Genomic DNA, 21748 nt, shown 5'->3' with positions numbered 1-21748 from the left:
TGCCGCGCCGCGCACTAATATTTGGAGATATGTCGCCAGCTGAAACAGCGTCCGGGAGCCTGACTCCAGCGAACCTGCCACGTGTGGGCTCCCACCGGGCAGCGCGCGGGAAGGAAACGGACCTGGGTGCTACCCGCCGGCTCCGCCGAATCAACCGCACGCTGGCAGCGGTGTACCCGGATGCCCACGCGGAGCTCGACTTTAACTCTGCCTTCGAGCTGCTGATTGCGACCGTACTGTCCGCCCAGACCACCGACGTGCGCGTCAACCAGGTCACCCCGCGCCTTTTCGCACGATTCCCCAACGCGGCGGCATTGGCCGGCGCCTCCCCGGCGGAGGTCGAGGAGATCATTCGACCCACTGGTTTCTACCGCGCCAAGGCGGCAAACATCATCAGCCTGGCGCAAAGCCTGGTCACCGAGCACGGCGGCCAGGTGCCGGAGGGACTGGATGACCTGGTTCGTCTTGCCGGAGTAGGTCGCAAGACCGCGCATGTTGTGCGCGGAAATGCTTTTGGCCAGCCCGGGCTGACCGTGGACACGCACTTTCAGCGCCTGATGGCACGCTTCCGGGTAATCGACGGGCTAGGACAAAAACCGACTCCGGAGCAGATTGAGAAGGAGGTGGGAAGGCGCGTCGAGAAGCGAGAGTGGACCGACTTTTCCCAGCGCATCATCTGGCACGGACGCAGGTACTGTCATGCCCGGAAAGCCGCGTGCGGGGTGTGCCCCTTGGCCGCGGACTGTCCCTCCTTTGGGATCGCCGGGCCGGCCGAACCAGGCGCAGCTCAGAGTTTGGTGAGTGAGGCGGATCTGGCGCGCCGAGACAATCTGGAGGCACTCCGATGAACAAGAAGTCCCTGATCGCCGGGATCGCGCTAGCACTGGTGTCCATCATCGCGGTGGTGGCAGCAGCCTTGTTTTTGACCTCGTCGGGAACCTCGAACGAGCAGAGCGCAGAAGCATCCCAACAGGCGGCCCCCGTTCCGCAGCGCCCTGATTGCCCCTCCCACGGTATAGGGGGCATTGACCTGGAGTGCCTCGGCGGTAATGCGGGGCAGCGACCGCAAAATGAGGGCGTGGTCATCGCCAACGTCTGGGCCTGGTGGTGCGGGCCGTGTCGCGAGGAGTTGCCGTTGCTCGAGCAGTACTCGCAGGCCCACCCAGAGCATCAGGTGGTTGGGGTGCATGCCGACAAGGCTGCCGGCAATGGCGCGGCCTTCCTCAATGACCTGGGGGTTGGATTGCCCAGCTACCAGGACAATGACAATCGCTTCGCCGGCTCCCTGGGCCTGCCGTCGGTTGTTCCCATCACTGTGGTGTTTGTCGACGGCGAGCCGGTCGCCCGCATCCCCGTCGCCTTCGAGAGCGTGGAGCAGATTGAAAGCAAGGTCGCAGAAGCGCTGGCAGGGAGGTCGTAGTGGACACGCTGAGGCCATCACGGGCGCCGGCGTGGCTGCGTCCCGCGGTGGCGCGCCTGCCCCAGGCGACCGCCTACGCCCGCAACCTGCTGGGGGTCGATGAGCAGAATCCGCCCCGCGGTAAGCGGGCCGCGGCTGTCCTCCTTCTTTTTGCCGGGGATAGCCGGGACGAGGCCCAGCTTCTCCTGACCCACCGCTCGCCGACGATGCGCTCGCACCCCGGTCAGATCGCGCTGCCGGGCGGGAGGGTCGACCCGGAGGATCGCTCCGTGGTGGCGTGCGCGCTGCGTGAAGCCTGGGAGGAAACTGCAGCCCGGGCCGAGGACATCACGCCCCTGGGCGTGTTGGGGGCTTTGCACGTCAGCGCCAACAACCACCCCGTCCACCCAGTGCTTGCCCATTGGCACTCACCCTCACCGGTTTTTCCGCACAGTGAGGTGGAGGTGGACGACGTATTCTCGGCTTCCGTCGACGAGCTGCTCGCGCAACGCATCCAGGTGGGTGCCGGCAATTACCGAGGCCCAGCCTTCTGGCACAACGGCTATCTGGTGTGGGGTTTTACGGCCAGCGTGATCGAGTCGGTGCTGGTCGCCGCGGAATGGGCCGAGGAGCTGGACCCACACGGTCCGGTCGAGGACCTGGCCGGCGCGCTGGATGCCTCCAGAAACCAGGAACGCCGGCGCTAGGGAGTAGACTTTCAGTTCATTTGCCCTGCTGTCTATACCCAGATGGGGAGCGTGCACACTGACGTGGCCAGCCTGATAGTTGACGTGATCCTCATCGGATTCGCGCTGAGCGCCTTCGCCGCGGGATGGCGCCATGGCGCGATCGGCTCGGTGCTCTCTGCCATTGGCGTAGTGGCCGGTTGCTTCCTGGGGCTTGCCATCGCGCCCGTCATCATGCGCTCCTCCCTGGAACAGGGCGTGAGCTTCATCCTGGCCTTGGTGGTGCTGGTCGTGGTGGTGTGGCTGTGCAGCTACCTCGGCGCCAACTTGGGATATTCGGTACACCGCCAGTTCCGTACGCGTGCTGCCATGCGTCTCAACTCCGTGCTGGGGGCGATTCTGCACGTGCCAGTCGTGCTCGTGGTGTGCTGGTTCGTGGCCCAACCCCTTGGGCGCGTCTTGGAGCAGCCCGCGCCGCCCGTCGCGCGCGGAATCGAGGACTCCCGCGTTCTCGGGGCGGTGGATTCGCTCGCCCCGAGGTGGCTGCACTCGGTGCCGTCTCGACTGTCCTCGCTTATCGACGACGCCGGCCTGCCCCATTTGGTCGATCACGACCCGAACCCGCTCGGACGCGAGGTAGCGGCACCTGACCAGGAACTGGCTAACCCGCAGGTCATCGCCGAGGTTCGTCCCTCCGTCATCCACGTTATGGGTGCCGCCGAAACCTGCCAGCGCCGCCTCATGGGATCCGGTTTTGTGACCGCTCCCGATTACGTGGTGACCAACGCCCACGTGGTGGCCGGAACAAATTCCGTGCGCCTGGACACCGTGCTCGGCGTCAAGGATGCCGACGTGGTCTACTTCGACCCGGAGCTGGACATCGCGGTCCTTTACAGCCCCGACCTGGGAATCTCTCCCTTGCCGTGGGCAGCCAAGCCCGCAGCGTCGGGAGATGACGCAGTCGTTCTGGGATACCCCGAGTCTGGTCCCTTCGAGGCCGCACCGGCCCGCATCGCAGACCGGCTACGTATCGCCGGGGCCGACATCTACGCCCAGGGCAGCATTGAGCGGGAGGCCTACAGCGTGCGCGGCACCATCCGTGAAGGCAACTCGGGTGGACCGCTGCTCACCCCGCAGGGCGAGGTTATGGGCGTGGTGTTCGGAGCCTCGCGCGACGTCGAAGGCATGGGCTTCGCCCTCACAGCCGAAGAGGTCCGCTCGCACATCGGAGATGTTACTGAGCTGACCCAGCTGGTGGACACGGCAGGCTGCGTACAAAGTCGCTGACCCGCTGCGTGAATTCCTCCGGGCGTTCCACGTGCGGCAGGTTCTTGGTACCAGCGATGTGGTCGTGGGCCAGCAAGGCAGGCTCCGCTACGCGTGTGCGCATGATTCGCAGCATGCGTGGCCAAAGCGACTGTGGCGGGTGGAGCAGCAGGACCGGGCAGCGTACCTGGCCGCGCGCCCTGCTTCCGGGAACATAAGACACAATCAGTCCGGCGATTCGGGACATGGCACCCGCAGCTGCATCCACGCGAATACCAGCGTGACGCTGCGCGAGGTGGCTCTGCACCCGCTCGCTGGGGGCGTTTTCCGGGGTGACGTTAAGGCGCTCGTGGCGGGCAGCCAACCAGTGAAGAAGCCGCTGATGGGAGGGAAGGGGCGCAGATAAGCGCAACATCATCTGACGTACCAGCAGAACCAGATAATCCCACGGGCGGGCGCGCATGGCCCGGCGCAGATCATGGGGATGGGCTGCGGAAATGGATGTTAGCGAGGTGACAAGGTGGGGATGGGTCGTGGCGAGCACCCACCCGATTGCGCCGCCGATGTCAGCTCCCACCAGGTGCGCCGACTCGTGGCCAAGGGCAGGTATCACCCCCGCTAGGTCGCTGGCGAGAGTACGGACGCTGAAGTCGGAGCCGAGCGGGGGCTTGTCGGAGAGTCCATACCCGCGCAGGTCCAGGGCTGCCACATGGAACCCCTGGGCGGCCAGGGGTGCGATGACGTGTGCGAAGTCAAACCAGGCGCCGAACCCGTCGTGCAGCAGAATGACCAGCTCGCCGGAGGGCTCTCCGGACTGTGCGACGTGCAAGCGGATACCCCGGGTGTACAGGTAGGTGTGTGCGAAGTCGCCCTCAAAGGCCACGGTGTTAGGAGATGCCATGCGTGCAAAAACGTCCTTTGAACGATAAAACCCCAGCCGCCAACCAGCGACTGGGGTTTCTTAGGGCCAGCTTAGGTGTACAGGCCGTGCTCGTTGCGGGCACCGATCTTCTTCTGCGCCTTGCCCGGCACCAGGTTCTTCATTTCCGATACCGAGTCGATCGTGGCCTTGGGCTTCTGGATCTTCTTAAAGCGGTTCCAACCGATCAGAGCGGCAACGGCCGCAATGACCAGCATGAGCAGGAAGACGATGAGGAAGGCAGCCCAGCGATCGAGCCAGAGGTCGAGCAGCTCAGCGAGGAAGAAGAAAAAGAAGAAGGAGCTGTACAGGGCAATGACGCCTGCCACAGCGAATAGGCCGCCGCCGATGGCGCCCTTCTTCACCTCACCAGCGATCTCGGTCTTGGCCAGCTCAATCTCGGAGCGGACCAGGGTGGAGATCTGCGAGGTGGCGTTGGAAACGAGGTCGCCCAGCGAGGTCTCGCCCGGGCGAGTCGAGTCGACGTCGCTCAGCGGGATGGAATTTACTTTGCCGGAGAACTTCTCCGGGCCTTCCGTGAAAAGGCCGTTTTCGTTCGCGGGGGTGCTCACGTTGTGTCCTACCTTATGGGTTTGTACTTGACTTGAGTTGATCTCATGGTCCCTGACTTCACCAATAGTGTGAGACCGATCCAGAACAACAGTGTACGTCTAAAACGTGCAATGCTGCTTGACAGCTTACTAGCGAGACGTTGCTATCTAGGGCTTAGGGTTGCGGTATGTCCACTTTTTCACTCCTGCAGGTGGGTGACCTTCAGGCGCTGCATGACCAGGCTCGGGCGGACATCGCCACCGTCCATCGTCGACCGCCCGTGCTCAGGCGGGGAGAAGTGATCGCCGCTGAGTCCGCCCTGCGCGGGGCTAGGTTGAGCGCGCGCATTGAACAGCGCGAGCTGGGTAAGACCGACCTGCGCGTCTACGGCCTCTTAGCGCCCAACTCCGTGGAGGCCGCTGCCCGGGTTGCGCTTCGGGAGCCAGCACATGCCTTGGCGCGGCTGAGCGTTTTGGCCGGTGGCCAGGCCACGCCTGCCCCGGGAGCAGCCGAGCGGGCGCGTCAGCTGAGCCGGACCATCGCGCAGAGCGAGCTCGAACCGTTGCTCCTGTGCGCGGTGGCCTACGGGGAAATCGCGGGACGCCAGCTGTGTGGACAGCACAGCGCGGTCGTGGCCCGCGTGTTCATGCGCCTACTTGCCCGAGCCAATGGTGCTGATCCCGCGGGCATCTGCGTGCCGGAGGTGTGGTTTTCGCGCCATCGCACCGAGGTCCACGGGTTGGCGAAGAGCTATGCGCAGGATCCGATTCCCTTGTTGGAAGGGGTGCTGTGTGCCTGGAGCGCAGGCGCTGCGGAAGCGGAATCTATCGTGGCGGCCTGCTAGGAGGCCGAGCTGTTGCGCCCGCGTTGGGCTATCCAGATGCTTCCGGCCGTGACCGCAGCGAGCCCGGCGAGCACGCCCGCGCCGATGCCGATGTCGCGGGCGGTGGGCAAAGTGACCAGGGGGACCGGGTCCTTAAAGGAACGAATGGTCCAGCCGCGCTCCAATGCAGCCTTTTTCAGGGCGCGATCCGGGTTCACGGCCACCGGGTTTCCGACCTGCTCCAACATGGGAACGTCAGTGGCCGAGTCGGAGTAGGCGTAGCTGCCTGCCATGTCATAACCACGGCGCTCGGCCATGGCGCGCATAGCTTCCGCCTTAGCCGGACCCTTGAGGTAGGCCAGGACCTCGCCCGTAAAGCGCCCCTGTTCCACTTCGAGCTCGGAGGCGATGACGTCCTCCGGCGCAATCCCCAGCTCGGCGGCGATGGGGTGCACCAGGTGCGTCACCGACGCAGAAACGATGACGACGTCACGGCCGGCCTCCCGGTGCTGGCGAATCAGGTCGCGGGCCTCGGCGTAAATAACCGGGGTAACCACGGAATGCATCGCCTCGGTGGTGATGCGCTGGACCTCATCGACGTCCCAGCCGGCGACCAGGGCGGTGAGCTGATCGCGGGTGGTATCCATCTGCTCGCTGGTTTGCCCGGAAACCAGATAACTGGCCTTGACCAGGGAGAAATGCATCGCTTCGGCGCGGGTGACCAGGCCGTTGTGCATGAATTCGCGCCCAAACGCGAGCGCAGAAGAGGTGGCGATGATGGTCTTGTCCAGGTCAAAAAATGCTGCCGTGGGCCGTGGGCTCATAGTGCTCGACTCTACGTGGTTTGGGGGAGGGGTTCTAGGGAGCTTATCGACGCCTTTGCTGACCATCGTTACGTAAGAATGAGCACCGTGAAAACACGCCCGCCAGGTATTTGGAGGCTTGACTTTTGGTGTGTCATACTCGCATGTGCCTGATCCCGTTTACCGGTTGATCGGCCCCGGCTCGCCCCCCGAGGCCGGGTTACGACGGCTCGCACATCCCCCCGAGGTGCGGGCCGTCTCTTAATTTCCCCACCTTGTTTGGGGATCCATCAACTAATTGGCGAGTTATCCCCAGCTTTTCCGTCGCGAGGCCTGGGTGGCCGACTTGTCCAGCACCATTCGAGGCATGAACGATGCCATGAACGATGCAGCACACAGGACCGAGGCCTTCGTGGTGGTCGCGGTGGGTGATCCGACGCTTCATCCTGAGGCAGTCCACATCGCTGCGGCTAGCACCCGTCCAGTGATCGATGTGTCCACCTCCCCGCACGATGTTGCCCGCCATTCTCACCGTGCCGCGGCGGTGCTGGTGGATGCGGAATTTGCGCCGCACCTTCCTGATTCTCCGGTGGGGCCTCCGAGGTTCTTCCTGACTCCCGATGGCGTACCCATGGCCTGGAACGCCGCGCTCGCTGCGCACGCACAGCAGGCTTTCTCGCTGCCCGCCGAATCGGCCGAACTGCTGCGAGCTTTGGCAAAGGTCTCGGCTACCGGTGCCTCACCTCGAGCTGCCATCGGAGGCAATGCCGTGTGCATCGCGGTCGTGGGCAGTGCCGGTGGAGCTGGCGCCTCGACCTTGGCGGCGGCGATCGCGCGGCGTGCCGGAGGGGCGGTCACCTTGGTGGATGCGGATCCGCGATCCGGGGGCATCGACTTGCTGCTCGGCGTGGAAGACGCCCCCGGCCTGCGCTGGCCGGACATCCCCGGCGGTGAGCAAGGGCTCAACCATGCTGACCTGCGGGCCGCGCTGATCCAGGGACCCGATCAGCTGGCGGTGTTATCGGCGGCACGCTCGACCATCGATGACCCCTTCCGGCTGACTGCCTCGGCGCTGGATGCCCTGCTGTCCAGCCTGCGCGGTGGGGGCGGCGTGATCGTGGTCGACGCCCCGCCCGAGCTCATTAACGCGGACTTGACCGTGATCGTGTGCCCCACCGAGGTGCGCGCCGCAGCTTCCGCGGCTCGCCTCGCGGCACGGCTGCGCGCCCAACGCCTGCCGCACGTGATCGTGGCTCGCAACCGCGGGTGGGCGGGGCTGGAGGAGTCCGAGGTAGAGCGCATTACTTCCAGCAGTGTTTTGGCCACCTTGCCAAGTGTGCGCGGTCTGGCCAAGGACACCGAGCTAGGGGGATTGCCGCGGCGACTGCCTGCAGCCCTGGCCCGCCTAGCCGATGACATTCTCAGCGAGGTCGGCGCATGAACATGTCCGATGACCTGCTCGACCGCGTGCAGCGACGCCTCCTAGACAACCCGATCGACGACCCGGCCGCACTCGCCCGGCTCATTCGCGACGAGGCCGGCGTCATCAGCGATCTCGAACTCCTCGACGTCCTCCGCCGCCTGCGAGATAACGTCACTGGCGCGGGTCCCCTCGAGCGGCTCTTGCTTCTCGACGGCCTCACCGACGTCATAGTCAACAGTCCCCAGGAAGTCTGGATCGACCGGGGACATGGTCTTGAGCTGACCGAGGTGCGCTTCGCCGAAGACGACGACGTCCGCCGGCTGGCCACACGTTTGGCCTCGGCCTGTGGGCGACGACTCGATGACGCCCAACCCTTCGTCGATGGGCGAATTCGGCGTGACGACGGCACCCTGGTTCGCCTGCACGCGGTATTGAGTCCTCCCGCGCGCAGCCATACGTTGCTCAGCCTACGAGTGCTGCGCCAGGCGACCACCCGCCTGGAAGACCTCGTGCGCTCAGCTAGCGTGCCAGCAGAGATTGCCGAACTGCTGCAGTCCATGATCGCCGCCCGGTTGTCCTTTTTGGTGGTGGGCGGAACCGGTACCGGGAAAACGACTTTGCTGAGCGCACTACTGGCCGAGGTGCCCGCCCACGAGCGCATCATCTGCATCGAGGACACCGCGGAACTCGATCCCGTCCACCCCCACGTCGTGGGCCTAACCACGCGGGCGCACAACACTGAGGGAACCGGTGCCATTTCGATGTCCGACCTCCTCGTGCAGGCGCTCCGCATGCGACCGGACCGACTTGTCGTCGGGGAGATCCGTGGACGCGAGGTGGTGGACCTTCTCGCGGCGCTCAACACCGGTCACGATGGGGGAGCGGGGACGTTGCATGCCAACACCGCCGCGGAGATCCCGGCCCGAATGGAAGCCCTCGCAGCCCTGGGCGGACTGGATCGCGCGGCCCTGCATTCCCAGCTTGCTGCGGCGGTAGACATCGCACTGGTCATGCGCAGGCGTCAGGACGGAACCCGCGAGCTTGCCCAAATCGCCGTGTTGGAGGGAAACCCTGTCCAAGTAAGAACCTTGTGGCGCAGCGGTGAACCGGCTTCAGCACGCCTGCGAGAGCAACTGACTGGGAAGGAATGGTAGATGCCTTCCGTAGTTATTCCCTTGCTCGCTGCGCTGGCTTGTCTCGTCGGTGTCCCACATCCGCGAAAGCGGATTGTTCCCAGTGAGCAGGCCGGAGTCCCCCGCACAGTGGCGTTGGTGTTACCCATTGTGGGTGCCCTCATTCTGAGCGCCGGTGGACAAGCGGGAGTGGTTGTCAGCGCAGTTTTGTTCGCCGCAACCGGAGTGCGCTTGGTTAGTCGCGGGGTTCGTGAGCGCCAGCGCCGGACCGCCCAACAGGTAACGGAAACCCTTTTGACTCACGTGGTTGCAGACGTGCGCTCCGGTGCACTCTTGGCTAACGCGTTTACCCGAGCCAGCGAGGACTTACCGGCGCACTGTCCCGAGGAACTTCGCACCGTCTTCGCCCAAACCTCCACCCACGTGCGCCGCGGAATTCCCGCTCACCTCGCGCTCCAGGAGCATCCGCAGCTAGCACCCCTGGCGAGTGTGTGGGCGCTGAGTGAATCGCATGGCCTGGCAGCAGCAGACCTTCTTGATCAAGTGCGAGCGCGCCTGGCCGCGCAGCGAGCCCATCGGGGAGCGACCTCTGCCAGCCTGCAAGGTCCTCGCGCCACGGCCGTGATCTTGAGCCTCCTGCCACTAGCAGGAATTCTGCTCGGAGCCAGCATGGGTGCGGATCCGCTCGGAGTTCTCTTGGGCCCCGGTGTCGGCGCGGCGCTGTTGGTCAGCGGTAGTGCGTTGATCTGCGCCGGGCTCATCATCTCCGATCTGATCATTGCGAGGGCAGCGGCATGATCCTCGCACTTGTCCTGCTTGCAGCGGTGTGCGCCCTGCCTTTCATATCTCCGGCTCGACGCTTGCCCCTCGGGCAGCGCACTGCCAAGAACCCAAGGGACGGCCCGGGGAAGATCAACTCCTTGGAATTTGCTGATGACCTCGATCTCTTTGCCCTCTGCCTAGCGGCGGGCCTCCCGCTCACCCATGCAGTGCGAGCGGTGGCAGACGCGGCTGGTTCCTCTACGAAGGCGGAATGGCGCCGCGCCGGCAGCCTCATGGCACTCGGCATTGGTGCTGATCGAGCGTTCGCGGATTCCGAGAGCCTCACCGGCTTCGACGAACTCAGTCGCATGCTGAGACGCTCATCCTCCTCGGGGTCATCCCTCGTGCAGGGCCTGCGCCAGCTGGCCATCCGACTGCGCGAACAAGCAAGCGACGACGCCGTGGCTCGGGCCGAGCGTGCCGGGGTCCTCATTTCCCTACCGCTTACCGGATGCTTTCTTCCCGCGTTCCTCGTCCTGGGGTTAGCACCCCTTCTCTACTCACTATTCACACACCTACCGTAGAAAGAAGTCTTTTGACCATGAATATCTACCTCCGCATCAAGTCCCTCGTTACCAATGATGGGGGAATGTCAACTGTTGAATACGCCATGGGTTCTTTGGCTGCAGCTGCTCTAGCTGCGGTTCTCTACACCGTCATTAATGGCGACGGTGTAGTCAACGCCATCGAGTCCATCATCACCGACGCCCTCTCGAACTCCCCGGCCTAGGATCATGCTTCGCGACGACCGCGGCTCCGTCACGATCGAAGCCGCCCTTAGCCTGGCCAGCCTCGTCATCGTGGCAGCTGCGATCGTCGCGGCCATGGCCACCTTGGCTGCCAAGATCACTGCCGTTGATATTGCCGCCGCTGCCGCCCGCGCCCATGCCGTGGGCCTGGACTACGAACCACCAATAGGCACGGTCAGCATCGAGCAGGACACAGACTTTGTGCGGGTCACCTCCTCGGTACCCGGCCCCATCAAGCCGATGGAAGCCCAGGCCGTGTTCCCCGTGGAGGTTCCGTGAGAAACGATCACGGCAATGCCACCATCGCAGCAGTTGGTATTATCGCCGCCCTCGCTGCCCTCACTGGCCTGGTGGCAGGGATAGCAACGCTTCGCCTGGATACTCACCAGGCACGCCTCGCCGCGGACCTCACCGCAGTAGCTGCTGCCGAACGTCACGTCCGAGGGGAGGACGGCTGCTCGACGGCTGTCAGAGTGGCCGAGCTCAACCACGCCCGCCTGGAGGAATGCGTGATACAAGAGCGCGATGTCCAGGTGACCGTCGCAGTTCGCGCTTCCCAGGTCAGCGCGCGGGCTGGCCCTCTGAACTCGTGAGGGTGTGCAGGGCGTCGAGAAGCCTCAATGCCGCTTGCTTGTCCAAGGGGTTATTCCCGTTGCCGCACTTGGGTGATTGCACACACGACGGGCACCCGGACTCGCACTCACAGGCGCGGACCGCTCGATAAGTGGCGGCGATCCACTCGGGGAAGCGCCGGAAACCTTCGTCGGCGAATCCAGCTCCACCGGGGTGCCCGTCGTAGACGAACACTGTGGGCAGCCCGGTGTCGGCGTGCAAAGCGGTGGACACTCCTCCGATGTCCCAGCGATCGCACGTAGCCAATAGAGGGAGCAAGCCTATGGCCGCGTGCTCGGCGGCGTGCAGCGCGCCGGGGATCTCACCGGCAGTAATGCCAGCAGCTGTGAGCACTAGGGGATCAACGGTGTAGGCAACTGCCCTGGTGACCAGCCTTTGCTCCGGCAAATCCAGGGGGATGTGCTCACCGACCGTGCCATCAGGGAAGCGCACGACGTACCCCGTGACGCGGTCGCTCACCTCGACCTCCACGTTGGCTACCCACAGCCCGGCTCCGTAGGAGATCAGCTGATCGGGCTCGCCCAGGATGCGGATGTCCGTCGTGGAGCGCGCACTCGTGGTGTATTCGGGCTCGTCAGGTCGGGCCAGGGCGAGATAGTTGTCTAGGTCGAGCTCCTCAATGACAAAGCTCTCTCCCTGGTGGAGGTACACGGCCCCGGTATGAACTTGAGCTGCTGCGCGGGCGGCGTCGACAGTTCCCAACAACCGCGAATCGGTCATGTCGACGATCATCACCTCCTGCCCCGCGCCCCCGCGGATAGCTACGGCGGAATGCGCGGTGTCCGGGGTGGGTAAGTCGCTGTCATCATGCGGCCGGGGAGCAGCAAAGTACCCCTGTGGGCGCTTGCGCAGCAATCCCATGTCCAGTAGCTCGCCTACCACCTGCTCACCCTGGAAAGCTGTGACCTCCTCTTGCGTCAACGGTGCTTCGACCGCAGCGCAGTAGAGATGGCCGCGCAGCAGGTAGGGGTTCGCCGGGTTGAACACACTGCGCTCGACCGGGCGCCCCAGCAAGGCTTCGGGGTGATGTACCAGGTAGGTGTCCATGGGGTCGTCGCGCGCCACCAGGGCTACCAGAGAACCCTGGCCACGCCGGCCCGCGCGACCGGCCTGCTGCCAGAAGCTCGCGACGGTGCCGGGAAAGCCCGCGGTAACCACCGCATCCAGGCCACCGACGTCAATCCCCATCTCCAGGGCATTGGTGGTGGCCACCCCTAGCAGGGAACCGTCGTCGAGCTTGCGTTCCAGTTCTCGCCGGTCGTCGGCAAGGTAACCTGCGCGATACGGCGCGACGCGATGAGCGAAGTCGAGCCGACCCATGGCAGATAGCTCTTCTTGGGTGCGAAGCGCCACGATTTCGGCGGCGCGCCGGGAGCGCACGAAGGTCAGGGTGCGTGCTCCCTCCCGGATAGCCACGGCCATTAAACCGGCGGCCTCGGTGGTGGCCGCTCGTCTGATCGGAGTTCCATCCGGGGTCTGGGCGCCCTCGATGAACCCAGGCTCCCAGAGGGCGACGGTCCTTTCCCCCTGGGCAGAACCGTCCTCGGTGACCGCCAGGATTTCGTCTCGGCCAGTAAGGCGGCGAGCCCCGTCGGCGGGATCGGCGACCGTGGCGGAGGCCAGGATAATCACCGGGTGGGCACCATATCGGGCGGCGATGCGCAGCAGGCGGCGAATAACCAGCGCGACATTCGCACCGAAAACACCGCGATAGCTGTGGCATTCGTCGATCACGATGTACTGCAGGTTTCGGAAGAACCGCCCCCAGCGTTCATGAGCCCCGAGCAGGGAGGAATGCACCATGTCGGGATTAGAAAAGACCAGGCGCGAATGATCGCGGATGGTGGAACGAGCCTCGGTGGGGGTATCGCCGTCGTAGGGAGCGGGGTGGACGTTAGCTAGCTCGTCGATCCCGCTAATCAGGCGCGTGAGCGCTTGTAACTGGTCCGAGCCCAGGGCCTTGGTGGGGGTGAGATACAGCGCGCAGGCTCGGGGGTGCGTGGCCAGCGTGGTCAGGATGGGCAGCTGGTATCCCAGCGACTTTCCAGAGGACGTGCCGGTGGAGACGATGACGTCGTGGCCGCCAAAGGCGGCCTCGGCCACCGCGACCTGGTGGATGTAGGGGCGGGAAATTCCGGCGTCGATGAGGCGCTGCTGAAGGGGGCCAAGGACCCAATCGGGCCAATCTCCATAGCGAGCTGCGCGGGGTTCGATGGTATGCGGATGGGTCAGATGGGACTCAGGAAAGCGTTTCTGAGCTGCCTCGATGAGCTCTTGTCCCAGTGTTTGACCTGCCACGATTACCCCCGGGTGTAGTGCTCCGCAATGGAAAATTTCAGTCTAAAGCAAGCTATTTCCCCTAAACCGTGCCACACTAGGCAGTGGTCGCGGATTTCTAGCGCAGTTACACGTAGGTGCTCGCAAGGACGTTTACGCGGGCACCAGGTTTCCTCTCTGAGGGGGCTTGGTGGTTCGGCCCGACCCAGGTTTGTCACCAACGTGGCAAGGCTGACCAATCCCACAGAAATCAGATTGAAGGAAACAACATGGCTACTGGCACCGTTAAGTGGTTCAACGCTGAAAAGGGCTTCGGCTTCATCGCTCCGGACGACGGCTCCTCCGACGTCTTCGTTCACTACTCCGAGATCCAGGGCAACGGCTTCCGCACCCTCGAGGAGAACCAGCAGGTTGAGTTCGAGGTCGGCGAGGGCGCTAAGGGCCCGCAGGCTCAGCAGGTGCGTGCTCTCTAAGCACCACTAAAGATGGCGCTTCACCAACTGATGGTGGGGCGCTTCTTTTATGCCTTCGATTGGCCTCGGCGCTCGTCCATCCACTCCAGGACGGCCAGCTGCAGGCGCTGGATGGCCAGGCCGACGGCCGTGCCGGCCACGATGCCTACTACCAGTGCTAGCAGGGGAGCGTCCTGGAAGAGCATGCCTCCCGCAAAGCCCACGCCCAGGCCGACTCCGGCCCAGAGGGCCAGGCCCAGGACGTCGTAAAGCACGAACAGCAACCAGGAGTAGCTCACCGACCCCAGCAACAGGGTTGTTACCCAGCGCCCCCAGGGGATAAAGCGAGCGATGATGATCGTGGCCCCGGCGTTCTTGCGCAGCGACCCCTTGACCCAGTTCACGGCACGCCCGGGCTTGGAGTTGGGGCGGAACTGGTTGATACGCGAACCATAGCGACGTCCCAAGAAGAACAGCACGTTGTCGCCGAGAATGCCACCGACCATCGCCGCCCAGAAGACTCCACCCAGATTCGGGCGTCCCGTGGCGCCGGCCCAGGCCCCGGCGAGGTTGAGGACGGTCTCGCTGGGGATCAGGGGAACAAGGGCGTCTATGGCAACAAAGAGTGAGACGAGCGGATATAACCAGGGCATCGTCATGACCGCTTCGACCCATTGGGTCAACTGATCCGTCATGGCCACTCCCTTCGCTTCTCCAGGCTGCCGAGCCACTGTTGGCGAGTGTAACGACGCCTAAAGGTACCTGGCATGCAGGGGACCCATTAGATACTGTGTACCGTCACAGGTGAAAACACCGTTCGCGAGGAAGGACAACGAGCACACTGTGGCTACTCACGCTCCCCACAGCGACTCCCCGGAGCCAGCCGGCAAGACCCTGGTGATCGTGGAGTCGGCAACGAAGGCGAAGAAGATCCAGAAGTACCTGGGCTCCAGCTACATCGTTGAGGCCTCCGTGGGTCACATCCGTGACCTTCCCCGCGGTGCCGCCGACGTCCCAGCGAAATACAAGAAGGAACCCTGGGCCCGTTTGGGTGTGGACATGGATCACGGTTTCAAGCCGCTCTACATCGTCAGCCCGGACAAGAAGAAGAAGGTCTCCGACCTCAAGGCCAAGCTCAAGCAGTGCGATCAGCTTTTCCTGGCCACAGACCCCGACCGCGAGGGCGAGGCCATCGCGTGGCACCTGCTGGAGGTGCTCAAGCCCAAGGTGCCGGTGCGGCGCATGGTGTTCAACGAGATCACCGAGTCCGCCATCCAGGAGGCGGCACGCAACACCCGCGACATCGACGACCACCTGGTCGACGCGCAGGAGACCCGCCGCATCTTGGACCGCCTCTACGGCTACGAGGTTTCCCCCGTGCTGTGGAAGAAGGTCATGCCCCGCCTGTCCGCCGGACGTGTGCAGTCGGTGGCTACCCGCGTCATCGTGGAGCGTGAACGCGAGCGGATGGCCTTCGTCTCAGCTGACTTCTGGGACCTGACCGCCGACCTGGACACCGGCAACACGCAGTCCGATGAGGAGAACCCGCGCACGTTCTCGGCTCGCCTGAGCGGCCTCGAGGGCAAGCGCGTGGCGCAGGGCCGGGACTTCGGTGACGACGGCCGCCTCAAGGGCTCCGCGTCGGATGTCACCGTGGTCGATGAAGCGGTGGCTAAGAAGCTGGCCGCCGGGCTCGACGGCGCGATGCTGCACGTGGCGTCCGTGGAGGAAAAGCCGTACTCCCGCAAGCCGCAGGCACCGTTTATGACCTCGACCCTGCAGCAAGAGGCCGGCCGGCGCCTGCACTTCACCTCCGAGCGCACGATGCGCATCGCCCAGCGCCTGTACGAAAACGGCCACATCACCTATATGCGTACCGACTCCACGGCCCTGTCCAAGCAGGGGCTAGACGCCGCGCGCAGCCAGGCCCGGCAGCTGTTCGGCGAGAAGTTCGTCTCCGAATCTCCTCGCCGCTATGAGCGCAAGGTGAAGAACTCGCAGGAGGCACACGAGGCTGTGCGTCCCGCCGGCGACCGCTTTGCCACCCCGGGCGAGCTGTCCGGCCAGCTCGATGCCGAGGAGTTCAAGCTCTACGAACTCATCTGGGCCCGCACCGTCGCCTCCCAGATGGCCGACGCCCGAGGCACCTCGATGAAGGTGCTCGTCACCGGCCAGGCCTCCTCGGGTGAGCAGGTGGAATTTAGCGCCACCGGTCGCACCATCACCTTCCCGGGCTTCATGCGTGCACTGAGCGCGGATGCGGGGGAGAAGAACGAGTCCCACCTGCCGCGGCTAACCAAGGGTGACGAGCTGACCGCTCTGCAGATCAGCGCCGATGGCCACTCCACCAACCCGCCGGCGCGCTACACCGAGGCAAGCCTGGTGAAGAAGATGGAGGATCTGGGCATCGGGCGCCCGTCGACGTACGCCTCGATCATCAAGACCATTCAGGACCGCGGATACGTCTACCCGCGCGGCAATGCCCTGGTGCCGAGTTGGGTCGCGTTTGCCGTCGTGGGCCTTATGGAGCGTAACTTCACCTCGCTGGTGGATTACGGCTTCACCTCCTCGATGGAGGACCAGCTGGATGCCATCGCAGCGGGCCTGGAGGACCGCACCGAGTGGCTCACCGGGTTCTACTTTGGCGATGCCGAGGCCGGCGACGATATGGCGGATTCGATCGCGGCTCGCGGTGGTTTGAAGACGCTTGTCGACGTCAATTTGGAAGCCATCGACGCCCGCGAGGTCAACTCCCTGGTGCTCTTCACGGACGACGAGGGTAGGGCCGTGACCGTGCGCGTGGGCCGTTATGGGCCCTACATCGAGCGCATCGTGGGCACCACCAGCGAGGGCGAGCCCGAGTACCAGCGTGCCAACCTCCCCGAGGCCACGACGCCGGATGAGCTCACCCTCGAGGTGGCCGAGAAGCTGTTTGCCACCCCGCAGGGCGGGCGCGAGCTGGGCGAAAACCCGGCCAACGGCCGCATGGTGATGGCTAAGGAGGGCCGCTACGGCCCCTACGTCACCGAGCAGGTGCGTGACGACGAGCGCGAGCGAGCAGAAGCCGAAGCCGAGCAGGTCGTCGCCGCCGAGCGCGAAGCCGAGGACAAGCAGCGGGCCGAAGAGGGCAAGCGCAAGAAGAACTGGGACACCAAGACCGCTGCGAAGCAGAAGGAAAAGCGGATCAACGAGTTTGTGGAGAACAAGCTCAAGCCCGGAACCGCATCGCTGCTCAGCTCGATGGATCCGGGGTCGGTGACCCTGGAGGAGGCACTGCAGCTGCTGGCCCTGCCGCGCGAGGTCGGTGTCGACCCGGCTGACGGTGAAATGATCACCGCCCAGAACGGTCGCTACGGCCCCTACCTGAAGAAGGGCTCCGACTCCCGATCGCTGGCCAGCGAGGAGGAGATCTTCACCGTGACCCTCGAGCAGGCCCGTCGCATCTACGCCGAGCCGAAGCGTCGCGGGCGCGCTGCCGCCAAGCCGCCGCTGAAGATGCTGGGCGACAACGACGTCTCGGGCAAGCCGATGAGCGTCAAGGACGGTCGCTTTGGCCCTTACGTCACCGATGGCGAGACCAACGCCTCGCTGCGCAAGGGCGATACCCCGGAGACGCTGACCGATGCCCGCGCCAACGAGCTGCTCTCCGAACGCCGGGCGAAGGAGGCCGCGGAGGGTGGCGCTAAGCCGAAGAAGAAAAAGTCCTCGGTCAAGCGCACCACCAAGCGCGTGGTTAAGGCAGGCAGCCGCCGCAAGTAAGTTCCCGTCCTAGAGGCCGGCCAGGAATGCCGCTGCCACCGTGAGGTGGGCGGCGGCGAGCCAATGCGCTGGCCGCGGATGGGCCCACAGGGCGGCGGTGACTACGGCCGCGAGTGCCAGCGTGGCGGCGTGCCAGGCACCGATTGTGAGGTCGATGGCTTGGCCGGTGGCTGCGCCGATGACCAGGACGACCGGGATGGTAAGCCCTACTACCGAGGTCAAAGCCCCGTGGGTGAGATTGGAGACGCGCTGCAAGTCACCGCGCTGGGCCGCTCGCAGCGTGGTCAGTCCCTCCGGCAGGAGCACTGTGGCAGCCACGATGACTCCCGCCCAGGCCCCGGGCGCACCGATGCTGGCTAGGGCGGGGGTGAGCAGCCCGGCCATGTGGTGGCTGAGCAGCACGATGGGCGCGGCGGTCAGCAAGAGCAGGCCCACGTGTACCCCGGTGGAGTGAGCACTGGTGTCTGGTGCGTCCACCTCTTTGCTGGCGAAGTCGTGCGGATGAGTGACCAGCTGACGGTACAAAAAGGCCGCATAGCTGAGCGCGGTCAGCGCAGCCACCCACAGGCTAGGAAGCAGATGCACCGCGCCAAAGGCCAGGATGCCCAGTGTGACCAGGGTGAAAAGGTACGTCGCCAAGCCGGAGCGGCGTAGCTGAGACGAGCGCGGGGATAGCCACAGCGACACCGGAATCAAGGCCCCGATGACCAGCGCAAGTGCGGCCATGGTGGAGTCGCGGGCAATGCTGGCGTGCTCGCCTGGGCCGAACAACACGGCGCTGAGCAGGATGACCTCCATGGCCACGATGGAGATCGTGAGGATGAGGGTGCCAAAAGGATCGGGAACCCGCTTGGCCAGGGTCTCGGCGTGGTGCAGTACTCCGGTAGAGGCATAGGCGATGGCCGCAAGCGTAAGCCCGAGGATGGCCCAGACTGCTAGGAGCGAATGGGTTGGAAGAATTCCAATTACCGCGGCAGCGGCGAGTGCGACGACAGTGGGCATTCTCTGACGAGAAATCCTTAATCGGGGTCGTCCCCGTCGATGACAGCTGTAGACCGCGTCGTCGCGGTGATCTCGACGCTAGATCAGACCGAGCGCCCCTGGCAAGGGTTAGGAGCGATCCGCCAGGGTGGCGCGAATTGGCCGGGCGAGCTGGGTCATGCTGTTGCGCCCACGCAACTCGATGGACTTCAGGGTGGTCCACCGCGCCTGCTCGGCCTCGTTGGCGCCGCGCAGGGTGGAGGAGTTGGTGAGCACACGCCCCGGGGTGTCCTTGGCTAGCTCGGTGAGTCGGGCGGCAAGGTTGACCGCGTCGCCAATCACGGTGTACTCGAAGCGGTCGTGGCCACCGATGTTGCCGGCGACCACGTGACCCGCGGCCACACCAATGCCCGCCTGGAGGCGCAGGTCGCGCAGCTCCTGGCGCAACTCACGGGCAGCGGACAAAGCCCAGCTGGTCGCGTCATTGACCTGCAGCGGAGCGCCGAAGATGGCCAGGGCGGCATCTCCCTGGAACTTGTTGATGATGCCCTTATTGCGGTGCACCACGGAGACGACGACCTCGAAGAACTTGTTGAGCTCCGTGACGACCTCCTCCGGGGAGTGATCGACCGCAAACGTCGTGGAGCCGATGACGTCGATAAAGAGCACCGCCACCTTGCGGTCCTCCCCGCCGAGCTCGGGCTGCTCCTCGAGGGCGCGCTCGGCCACCTCGGTGCCCACATAGGCGCCGAAGATGTCGCGCACGCGTTGACGCTCCTTGAGCCCGCGCATCATCTCGTTGAACCCGGCCTGGAGCACGCCGATCTCGGAGCCGTCGTAGATGTCTACCTGCACGTCGGCGTCGCCGCGGCGCACCCGGTTGATGGCCGCCTGCAGCTCGTGGATGGGATCCGTGACGCTGGCGGTGGACAACGTCGTGCCGATGTAGCCGGTGACGATAGCCATGATCGCCAGCGCGACGATCGCCGGAATCTCCTCACCGGGGTTGTTGCTCAGCAGGCCGTAGCGCTGACCCAACAGCGTCATGATGATGCCCAGGATCGGAACCGCCGAGGTGATAATCCAGGTGAGCAGCAACCGGTGGGTGATCGGCGGCTCCAAGGAAGCGTCCTCGAACTGGCGGGCCAGGGCCTCTGCCGCCACCGGACGCACGAGGCGCTCTGCCTGCAGGAAAGTGAGCAGCACGATCACGGCGGCCGCCAGCGCCATCGCCGCGCCTGAGGCGATCGCATTGACCGTGCTGGTGGTGGCGATGATGGCCACAGCTAACACGATTCCCACCAGCCACACGGCCGCGCACACCACCGCCTGGTACACGGGCAGGCGCATGACCAGGGAGCGGACCATGTTGGGGTCGTGTCGCTCCGGGTCGCGCTGCCAATCCAGCACCGGTCTGAAGAGCAGCAGGGTGACCAGGATGCCGACGACGATGGCGAAGACCACGTAGCTGACGCCGATCGCGCCCAGCTCCACCGACCCCAGGGTCGAGGTTGCCGGATCACGCAGCGGCAGGAGGTAGCGCACAAACAGCATGGTGGCTACCGCGCCGATGAGGTTGCAACTGAGCACGAGGGCGGCATAGAGGGGCCACGACGTCGACCACAGCCACTTCAGCTCTCGTACCAGTCTGCTCATGGTGTTTTACTTTAGACGCTAGGGTGTAGGGAGTGAGCGTCAAGAGCGTGGCTGAAGTGTTGGCCGATATGCCCCGCGTGCGCGACGCCGTATTCGCGGCCGTCGCAGCCGCCCGAGGAGAAGACGGGGCCGATGCCCACGCGATGACGCACTCGTGGGTCCTGACTGGTCCGCCCGGGGCTGGTCGCTCCGTCGCGGCGCGAGCCTTTGCGCAGGCGCTGGTGTGCTCCGACTCTGCAGAGATCGGGTGCGGACGCTGCCAGAACTGCATCGATGCCGCCACCGGTGCGCACACCGACATCGTCCAAATCATCCCGCAGGGCTCCGAGATCCTGGCCGCCCAGGCCCGCGATCACATCATCCCGGCGGCGCACTCGCTGCCGACGGTTGCCCAATGGCGCGTGGTCATCATCGAGGACGCGGATCGTCTTAACGCGCACGCGGCCAACTCCTTGCTCAAGACGATCGAGGAACCGCCAGCCTCCACCGCGATACTCATGTGCGCGCCCTCCTTAGCGCCCGATGACTTCATGCCCACCCTTCGTTCGCGCTGCCGGCACCTCTACATTCCGAGCCCCAGCACGCAGCACATCGTCCAGTTGCTTGTCGACGAGGACAAGGCCACCCCGCAGGACGCACACCTGGCGGCCGTGACCTCCTTGCATCACATCGGCCGGGCTCGGCGGCTGGTGAACATGCCCAGCATGCAGGCCCGCCGTGCGCAGGCCATCAACCTCGCGGAGCTAGTATTCCACGGCGATCAGGCCTTCCAGGCCGTTAACTCCCTGCTCAAGGCGGTGGACAAGGAAATCGCGGAGACCTATGAAGAGCAGGACGAAAAGGAGCTGCGCAAGCTCGAGGAGTCCCTCGGCTACGGGGCGAAGGGCAAGGGCGTGCACAAATCCACTCGCGGTAGTGCCGGTGACATCAAGGAGCTGCAGGCCAACCAGAAGCGGCGACGCACCCGTGCGCGCACCGACATCCTGGACCTGGCTTTGGTGGACTTCGCCGCGATTTACCGCGATGCCATGATGCTCGCAGCTGAAGCCGAAGAAGAACTCGTCCACCCGGACTTTGAGCCGCTGGCCCGCGAGCTCGCGGACAAGGGTGGGATGCCCGCGCTGGTCGAGGCCCAGGATGCGATTCGCCAATGCCGCGAGCGACTGCGAGCCAACGTCACCCCACAGCTGGCCTTCGACGGAATGCTCGGCCGCATCCGCCTCGCTTTTAAGGTGCGCTAACCTGGCGTTTTCTCTCTGACTGTGAGCTCGACTAAGATTGTCGCGTGTTGCCGCCTTAGCTCAGTCGGTAGAGCGCTTCACTCGTAATGAAAAGGTCGCGAGTTCGATTCTCGCAGGCGGCTCCAGGCAAACATCCGGTCTTACCCGCTGAGAACAGCAGGCAAGGCCGGATTT

22 protein-coding genes and 1 tRNA gene are annotated in these 21748 nt (G+C 64.8%); 16 read left to right on the top strand and 7 right to left on the bottom strand.

Annotated features, from left to right (window positions below; all coding sequences use genetic code 11):
- Nucleotides 1–29 precede the first annotated feature (29 nt).
- The 4 genes from nth to FHE74_RS06715 are packed head-to-tail and all read left to right on the top strand — an operon-like array spanning nucleotide 30 to nucleotide 3372.
- Nucleotides 30–848: an endonuclease III gene (gene nth, locus FHE74_RS06730; RefSeq protein WP_139465739.1), complete on the top strand. Its 819-nt coding sequence runs from the start codon at nucleotides 30–32 to the stop codon at nucleotides 846–848.
- On the top strand, nucleotides 845–1420 hold the full coding sequence (locus FHE74_RS06725) for a TlpA family protein disulfide reductase (RefSeq protein WP_139465738.1): 576 nt from the start codon (nucleotides 845–847) through the stop codon (nucleotides 1418–1420). Before nth ends, FHE74_RS06725 begins: the two co-directional genes overlap by 4 nt.
- 47 nt (nucleotides 1421–1467) lie before the next feature.
- Nucleotides 1468–2106: an NUDIX hydrolase gene (locus FHE74_RS06720; protein ID WP_180339706.1), complete on the top strand. Its 639-nt coding sequence runs from the start codon at nucleotides 1468–1470 to the stop codon at nucleotides 2104–2106.
- 51 nt (nucleotides 2107–2157) lie between these two features.
- The gene (locus tag FHE74_RS06715) at nucleotides 2158–3372 is read left to right on the top strand and encodes a MarP family serine protease (protein ID WP_246049214.1); all 1215 of its coding nucleotides are present in this window, start codon (nucleotides 2158–2160) and stop codon (nucleotides 3370–3372) included.
- Here the strand turns inward: FHE74_RS06715 and FHE74_RS06710 are convergent.
- Nucleotides 3320–4252 (bottom strand): alpha/beta fold hydrolase, encoded by a 933-nt coding sequence (locus FHE74_RS06710; protein ID WP_139465735.1) that lies wholly within the window; start codon nucleotides 4250–4252, stop codon nucleotides 3320–3322. The two genes, FHE74_RS06715 and FHE74_RS06710, sit on opposite strands and share 53 nt — an antisense overlap.
- Before the next feature lie 71 nt (nucleotides 4253–4323).
- Entirely contained in the window at nucleotides 4324–4842 is a 519-nt protein-coding gene (locus FHE74_RS06705) for a phage holin family protein (RefSeq protein ID WP_139465734.1), read from the bottom strand.
- 167 nt (nucleotides 4843–5009) lie between these two features.
- Here FHE74_RS06705 and FHE74_RS06700 point away from each other — a divergent pair, with 167 nt between their 5' ends.
- Nucleotides 5010–5666 carry a hypothetical protein gene (locus FHE74_RS06700; RefSeq protein WP_139465733.1) on the top strand — a complete coding sequence of 219 codons (657 nt, stop codon included), beginning with the start codon at nucleotides 5010–5012 and terminating at the stop codon, nucleotides 5664–5666.
- On the opposite strand, the gene FHE74_RS06695 is transcribed toward FHE74_RS06700, so the two are convergent.
- Nucleotides 5663–6469 carry an HAD family hydrolase gene (locus FHE74_RS06695; protein ID WP_139465732.1) on the bottom strand — a complete coding sequence of 269 codons (807 nt, stop codon included), beginning with the start codon at nucleotides 6467–6469 and terminating at the stop codon, nucleotides 5663–5665. The genes FHE74_RS06700 and FHE74_RS06695 overlap by 4 nt on opposite strands.
- 346 nt (nucleotides 6470–6815) lie before the next feature.
- On the opposite strand from FHE74_RS06695, the gene ssd reads away from it, so the two are divergent.
- Genes ssd through FHE74_RS06660 form a run of 7 tightly spaced genes read left to right on the top strand, consistent with a single transcriptional unit; the run spans nucleotide 6816 to nucleotide 11168 of the window.
- Entirely contained in the window at nucleotides 6816–7889 is a 1074-nt protein-coding gene (gene ssd / locus FHE74_RS06690) for a septum site-determining protein Ssd (protein ID WP_246049213.1), read from the top strand.
- Nucleotides 7886–9025, top strand: coding sequence for a TadA family conjugal transfer-associated ATPase (locus tag FHE74_RS06685; RefSeq protein ID WP_425456329.1), 1140 nt, complete (start codon nucleotides 7886–7888; stop codon nucleotides 9023–9025). Before ssd ends, FHE74_RS06685 begins: the two co-directional genes overlap by 4 nt.
- The gene (locus FHE74_RS06680; protein ID WP_139465731.1) at nucleotides 9026–9802 is read left to right on the top strand and encodes a type II secretion system F family protein; all 777 of its coding nucleotides are present in this window, start codon (nucleotides 9026–9028) and stop codon (nucleotides 9800–9802) included.
- Entirely contained in the window at nucleotides 9799–10350 is a 552-nt protein-coding gene (locus tag FHE74_RS06675) for a type II secretion system F family protein (protein ID WP_139465730.1), read from the top strand. The genes FHE74_RS06680 and FHE74_RS06675 overlap by 4 nt, the downstream gene beginning before the upstream one ends.
- Before the next feature lie 17 nt (nucleotides 10351–10367).
- Nucleotides 10368–10556: a DUF4244 domain-containing protein gene (locus FHE74_RS06670; RefSeq protein ID WP_139465729.1), complete on the top strand. Its 189-nt coding sequence runs from the start codon at nucleotides 10368–10370 to the stop codon at nucleotides 10554–10556.
- Nucleotides 10557–10560: 4 nt separating this feature from the next.
- Nucleotides 10561–10854 carry a hypothetical protein gene (locus tag FHE74_RS06665; RefSeq protein ID WP_139465728.1) on the top strand — a complete coding sequence of 98 codons (294 nt, stop codon included), beginning with the start codon at nucleotides 10561–10563 and terminating at the stop codon, nucleotides 10852–10854.
- Nucleotides 10851–11168 (top strand): Rv3654c family TadE-like protein, encoded by a 318-nt coding sequence (locus FHE74_RS06660; RefSeq protein WP_139465727.1) that lies wholly within the window; start codon nucleotides 10851–10853, stop codon nucleotides 11166–11168. Before FHE74_RS06665 ends, FHE74_RS06660 begins: the two co-directional genes overlap by 4 nt.
- Here FHE74_RS06660 and FHE74_RS06655 read toward each other — a convergent pair.
- Nucleotides 11137–13506 carry a DEAD/DEAH box helicase gene (locus tag FHE74_RS06655; RefSeq protein ID WP_139465726.1) on the bottom strand — a complete coding sequence of 790 codons (2370 nt, stop codon included), beginning with the start codon at nucleotides 13504–13506 and terminating at the stop codon, nucleotides 11137–11139. The two genes, FHE74_RS06660 and FHE74_RS06655, sit on opposite strands and share 32 nt — an antisense overlap.
- A 248-nt stretch (nucleotides 13507–13754) precedes the next feature.
- Between FHE74_RS06655 and cspE the strand changes: the two genes are divergently transcribed.
- Nucleotides 13755–13958 (top strand): transcription antiterminator/RNA stability regulator CspE, encoded by a 204-nt coding sequence (gene cspE / locus FHE74_RS06650; protein ID WP_139465725.1) that lies wholly within the window; start codon nucleotides 13755–13757, stop codon nucleotides 13956–13958.
- A 47-nt stretch (nucleotides 13959–14005) separates the two neighbouring features.
- On the opposite strand, the gene FHE74_RS06645 is transcribed toward cspE, so the two are convergent.
- Entirely contained in the window at nucleotides 14006–14668 is a 663-nt protein-coding gene (locus tag FHE74_RS06645) for a DedA family protein (protein ID WP_246049212.1), read from the bottom strand.
- Between the two features lie 112 nt (nucleotides 14669–14780).
- On the opposite strand from FHE74_RS06645, the gene topA reads away from it, so the two are divergent.
- Nucleotides 14781–17696: a type I DNA topoisomerase gene (gene topA / locus FHE74_RS06640; RefSeq protein WP_139465724.1), complete on the top strand. Its 2916-nt coding sequence runs from the start codon at nucleotides 14781–14783 to the stop codon at nucleotides 17694–17696.
- A 9-nt stretch (nucleotides 17697–17705) separates the two neighbouring features.
- Here topA and FHE74_RS06635 read toward each other — a convergent pair whose 3' ends face one another.
- Nucleotides 17706–18698: a calcium:cation antiporter gene (locus FHE74_RS06635; protein ID WP_139465723.1), complete on the bottom strand. Its 993-nt coding sequence runs from the start codon at nucleotides 18696–18698 to the stop codon at nucleotides 17706–17708.
- 108 nt (nucleotides 18699–18806) lie between these two features.
- Nucleotides 18807–20333, bottom strand: coding sequence for an adenylate/guanylate cyclase domain-containing protein (locus FHE74_RS06630; protein WP_139465722.1), 1527 nt, complete (start codon nucleotides 20331–20333; stop codon nucleotides 18807–18809).
- 32 nt (nucleotides 20334–20365) lie between these two features.
- Here FHE74_RS06630 and FHE74_RS06625 point away from each other — a divergent pair, with 32 nt between their 5' ends.
- Nucleotides 20366–21574, top strand: a complete 1209-nt coding sequence (locus tag FHE74_RS06625; protein ID WP_180339704.1) for a DNA polymerase III subunit delta' — start codon at nucleotides 20366–20368, stop codon at nucleotides 21572–21574.
- 49 nt (nucleotides 21575–21623) lie between these two features.
- Nucleotides 21624–21699: transfer RNA gene (locus FHE74_RS06620), tRNA-Thr, on the top strand.
- The last annotated feature ends 49 nt before the right edge of the window (nucleotides 21700–21748 follow it).

Origin of the sequence: Corynebacterium tapiri (assembly GCF_006334925.1) — a bacterium.
GTDB lineage: Bacteria > Actinomycetota > Actinomycetes > Mycobacteriales > Mycobacteriaceae > Corynebacterium > Corynebacterium tapiri.
This window is presented reverse-complemented; position numbering and strand designations above follow the sequence as displayed.

Excerpts from the sequence above, each read along its gene's own strand:
- FHE74_RS06700 (WP_139465733.1), top strand. The coding sequence starts at position 5,010 with ATGTCCACTTTTTCACTCCTGCAGGTGGGTGACCTTCAGGCGCTGCAT.
- FHE74_RS06710 (WP_139465735.1), bottom strand. The coding sequence starts at position 4,252 with ATGGCATCTCCTAACACCGTGGCCTTTGAGGGCGACTTCGCACACACC.
- FHE74_RS06675 (WP_139465730.1), top strand. The coding sequence starts at position 9,799 with ATGATCCTCGCACTTGTCCTGCTTGCAGCGGTGTGCGCCCTGCCTTTC.
- cspE (WP_139465725.1), top strand. The coding sequence starts at position 13,755 with ATGGCTACTGGCACCGTTAAGTGGTTCAACGCTGAAAAGGGCTTCGGC.
- FHE74_RS06670 (WP_139465729.1), top strand. The coding sequence starts at position 10,368 with ATGAATATCTACCTCCGCATCAAGTCCCTCGTTACCAATGATGGGGGA.
- FHE74_RS06685 (WP_425456329.1), top strand. The coding sequence starts at position 7,886 with ATGAACATGTCCGATGACCTGCTCGACCGCGTGCAGCGACGCCTCCTA.
- FHE74_RS06725 (WP_139465738.1), top strand. The coding sequence starts at position 845 with ATGAACAAGAAGTCCCTGATCGCCGGGATCGCGCTAGCACTGGTGTCC.
- FHE74_RS06695 (WP_139465732.1), bottom strand. The coding sequence starts at position 6,469 with ATGAGCCCACGGCCCACGGCAGCATTTTTTGACCTGGACAAGACCATC.
- nth (WP_139465739.1), top strand. The coding sequence starts at position 30 with ATGTCGCCAGCTGAAACAGCGTCCGGGAGCCTGACTCCAGCGAACCTG.
- FHE74_RS06635 (WP_139465723.1), bottom strand. The coding sequence starts at position 18,698 with ATGCCCACTGTCGTCGCACTCGCCGCTGCCGCGGTAATTGGAATTCTT.
- FHE74_RS06665 (WP_139465728.1), top strand. The coding sequence starts at position 10,561 with ATGCTTCGCGACGACCGCGGCTCCGTCACGATCGAAGCCGCCCTTAGC.
- FHE74_RS06630 (WP_139465722.1), bottom strand. The coding sequence starts at position 20,333 with ATGAGCAGACTGGTACGAGAGCTGAAGTGGCTGTGGTCGACGTCGTGG.
- ssd (WP_246049213.1), top strand. The coding sequence starts at position 6,816 with ATGAACGATGCCATGAACGATGCAGCACACAGGACCGAGGCCTTCGTG.
- FHE74_RS06680 (WP_139465731.1), top strand. The coding sequence starts at position 9,026 with ATGCCTTCCGTAGTTATTCCCTTGCTCGCTGCGCTGGCTTGTCTCGTC.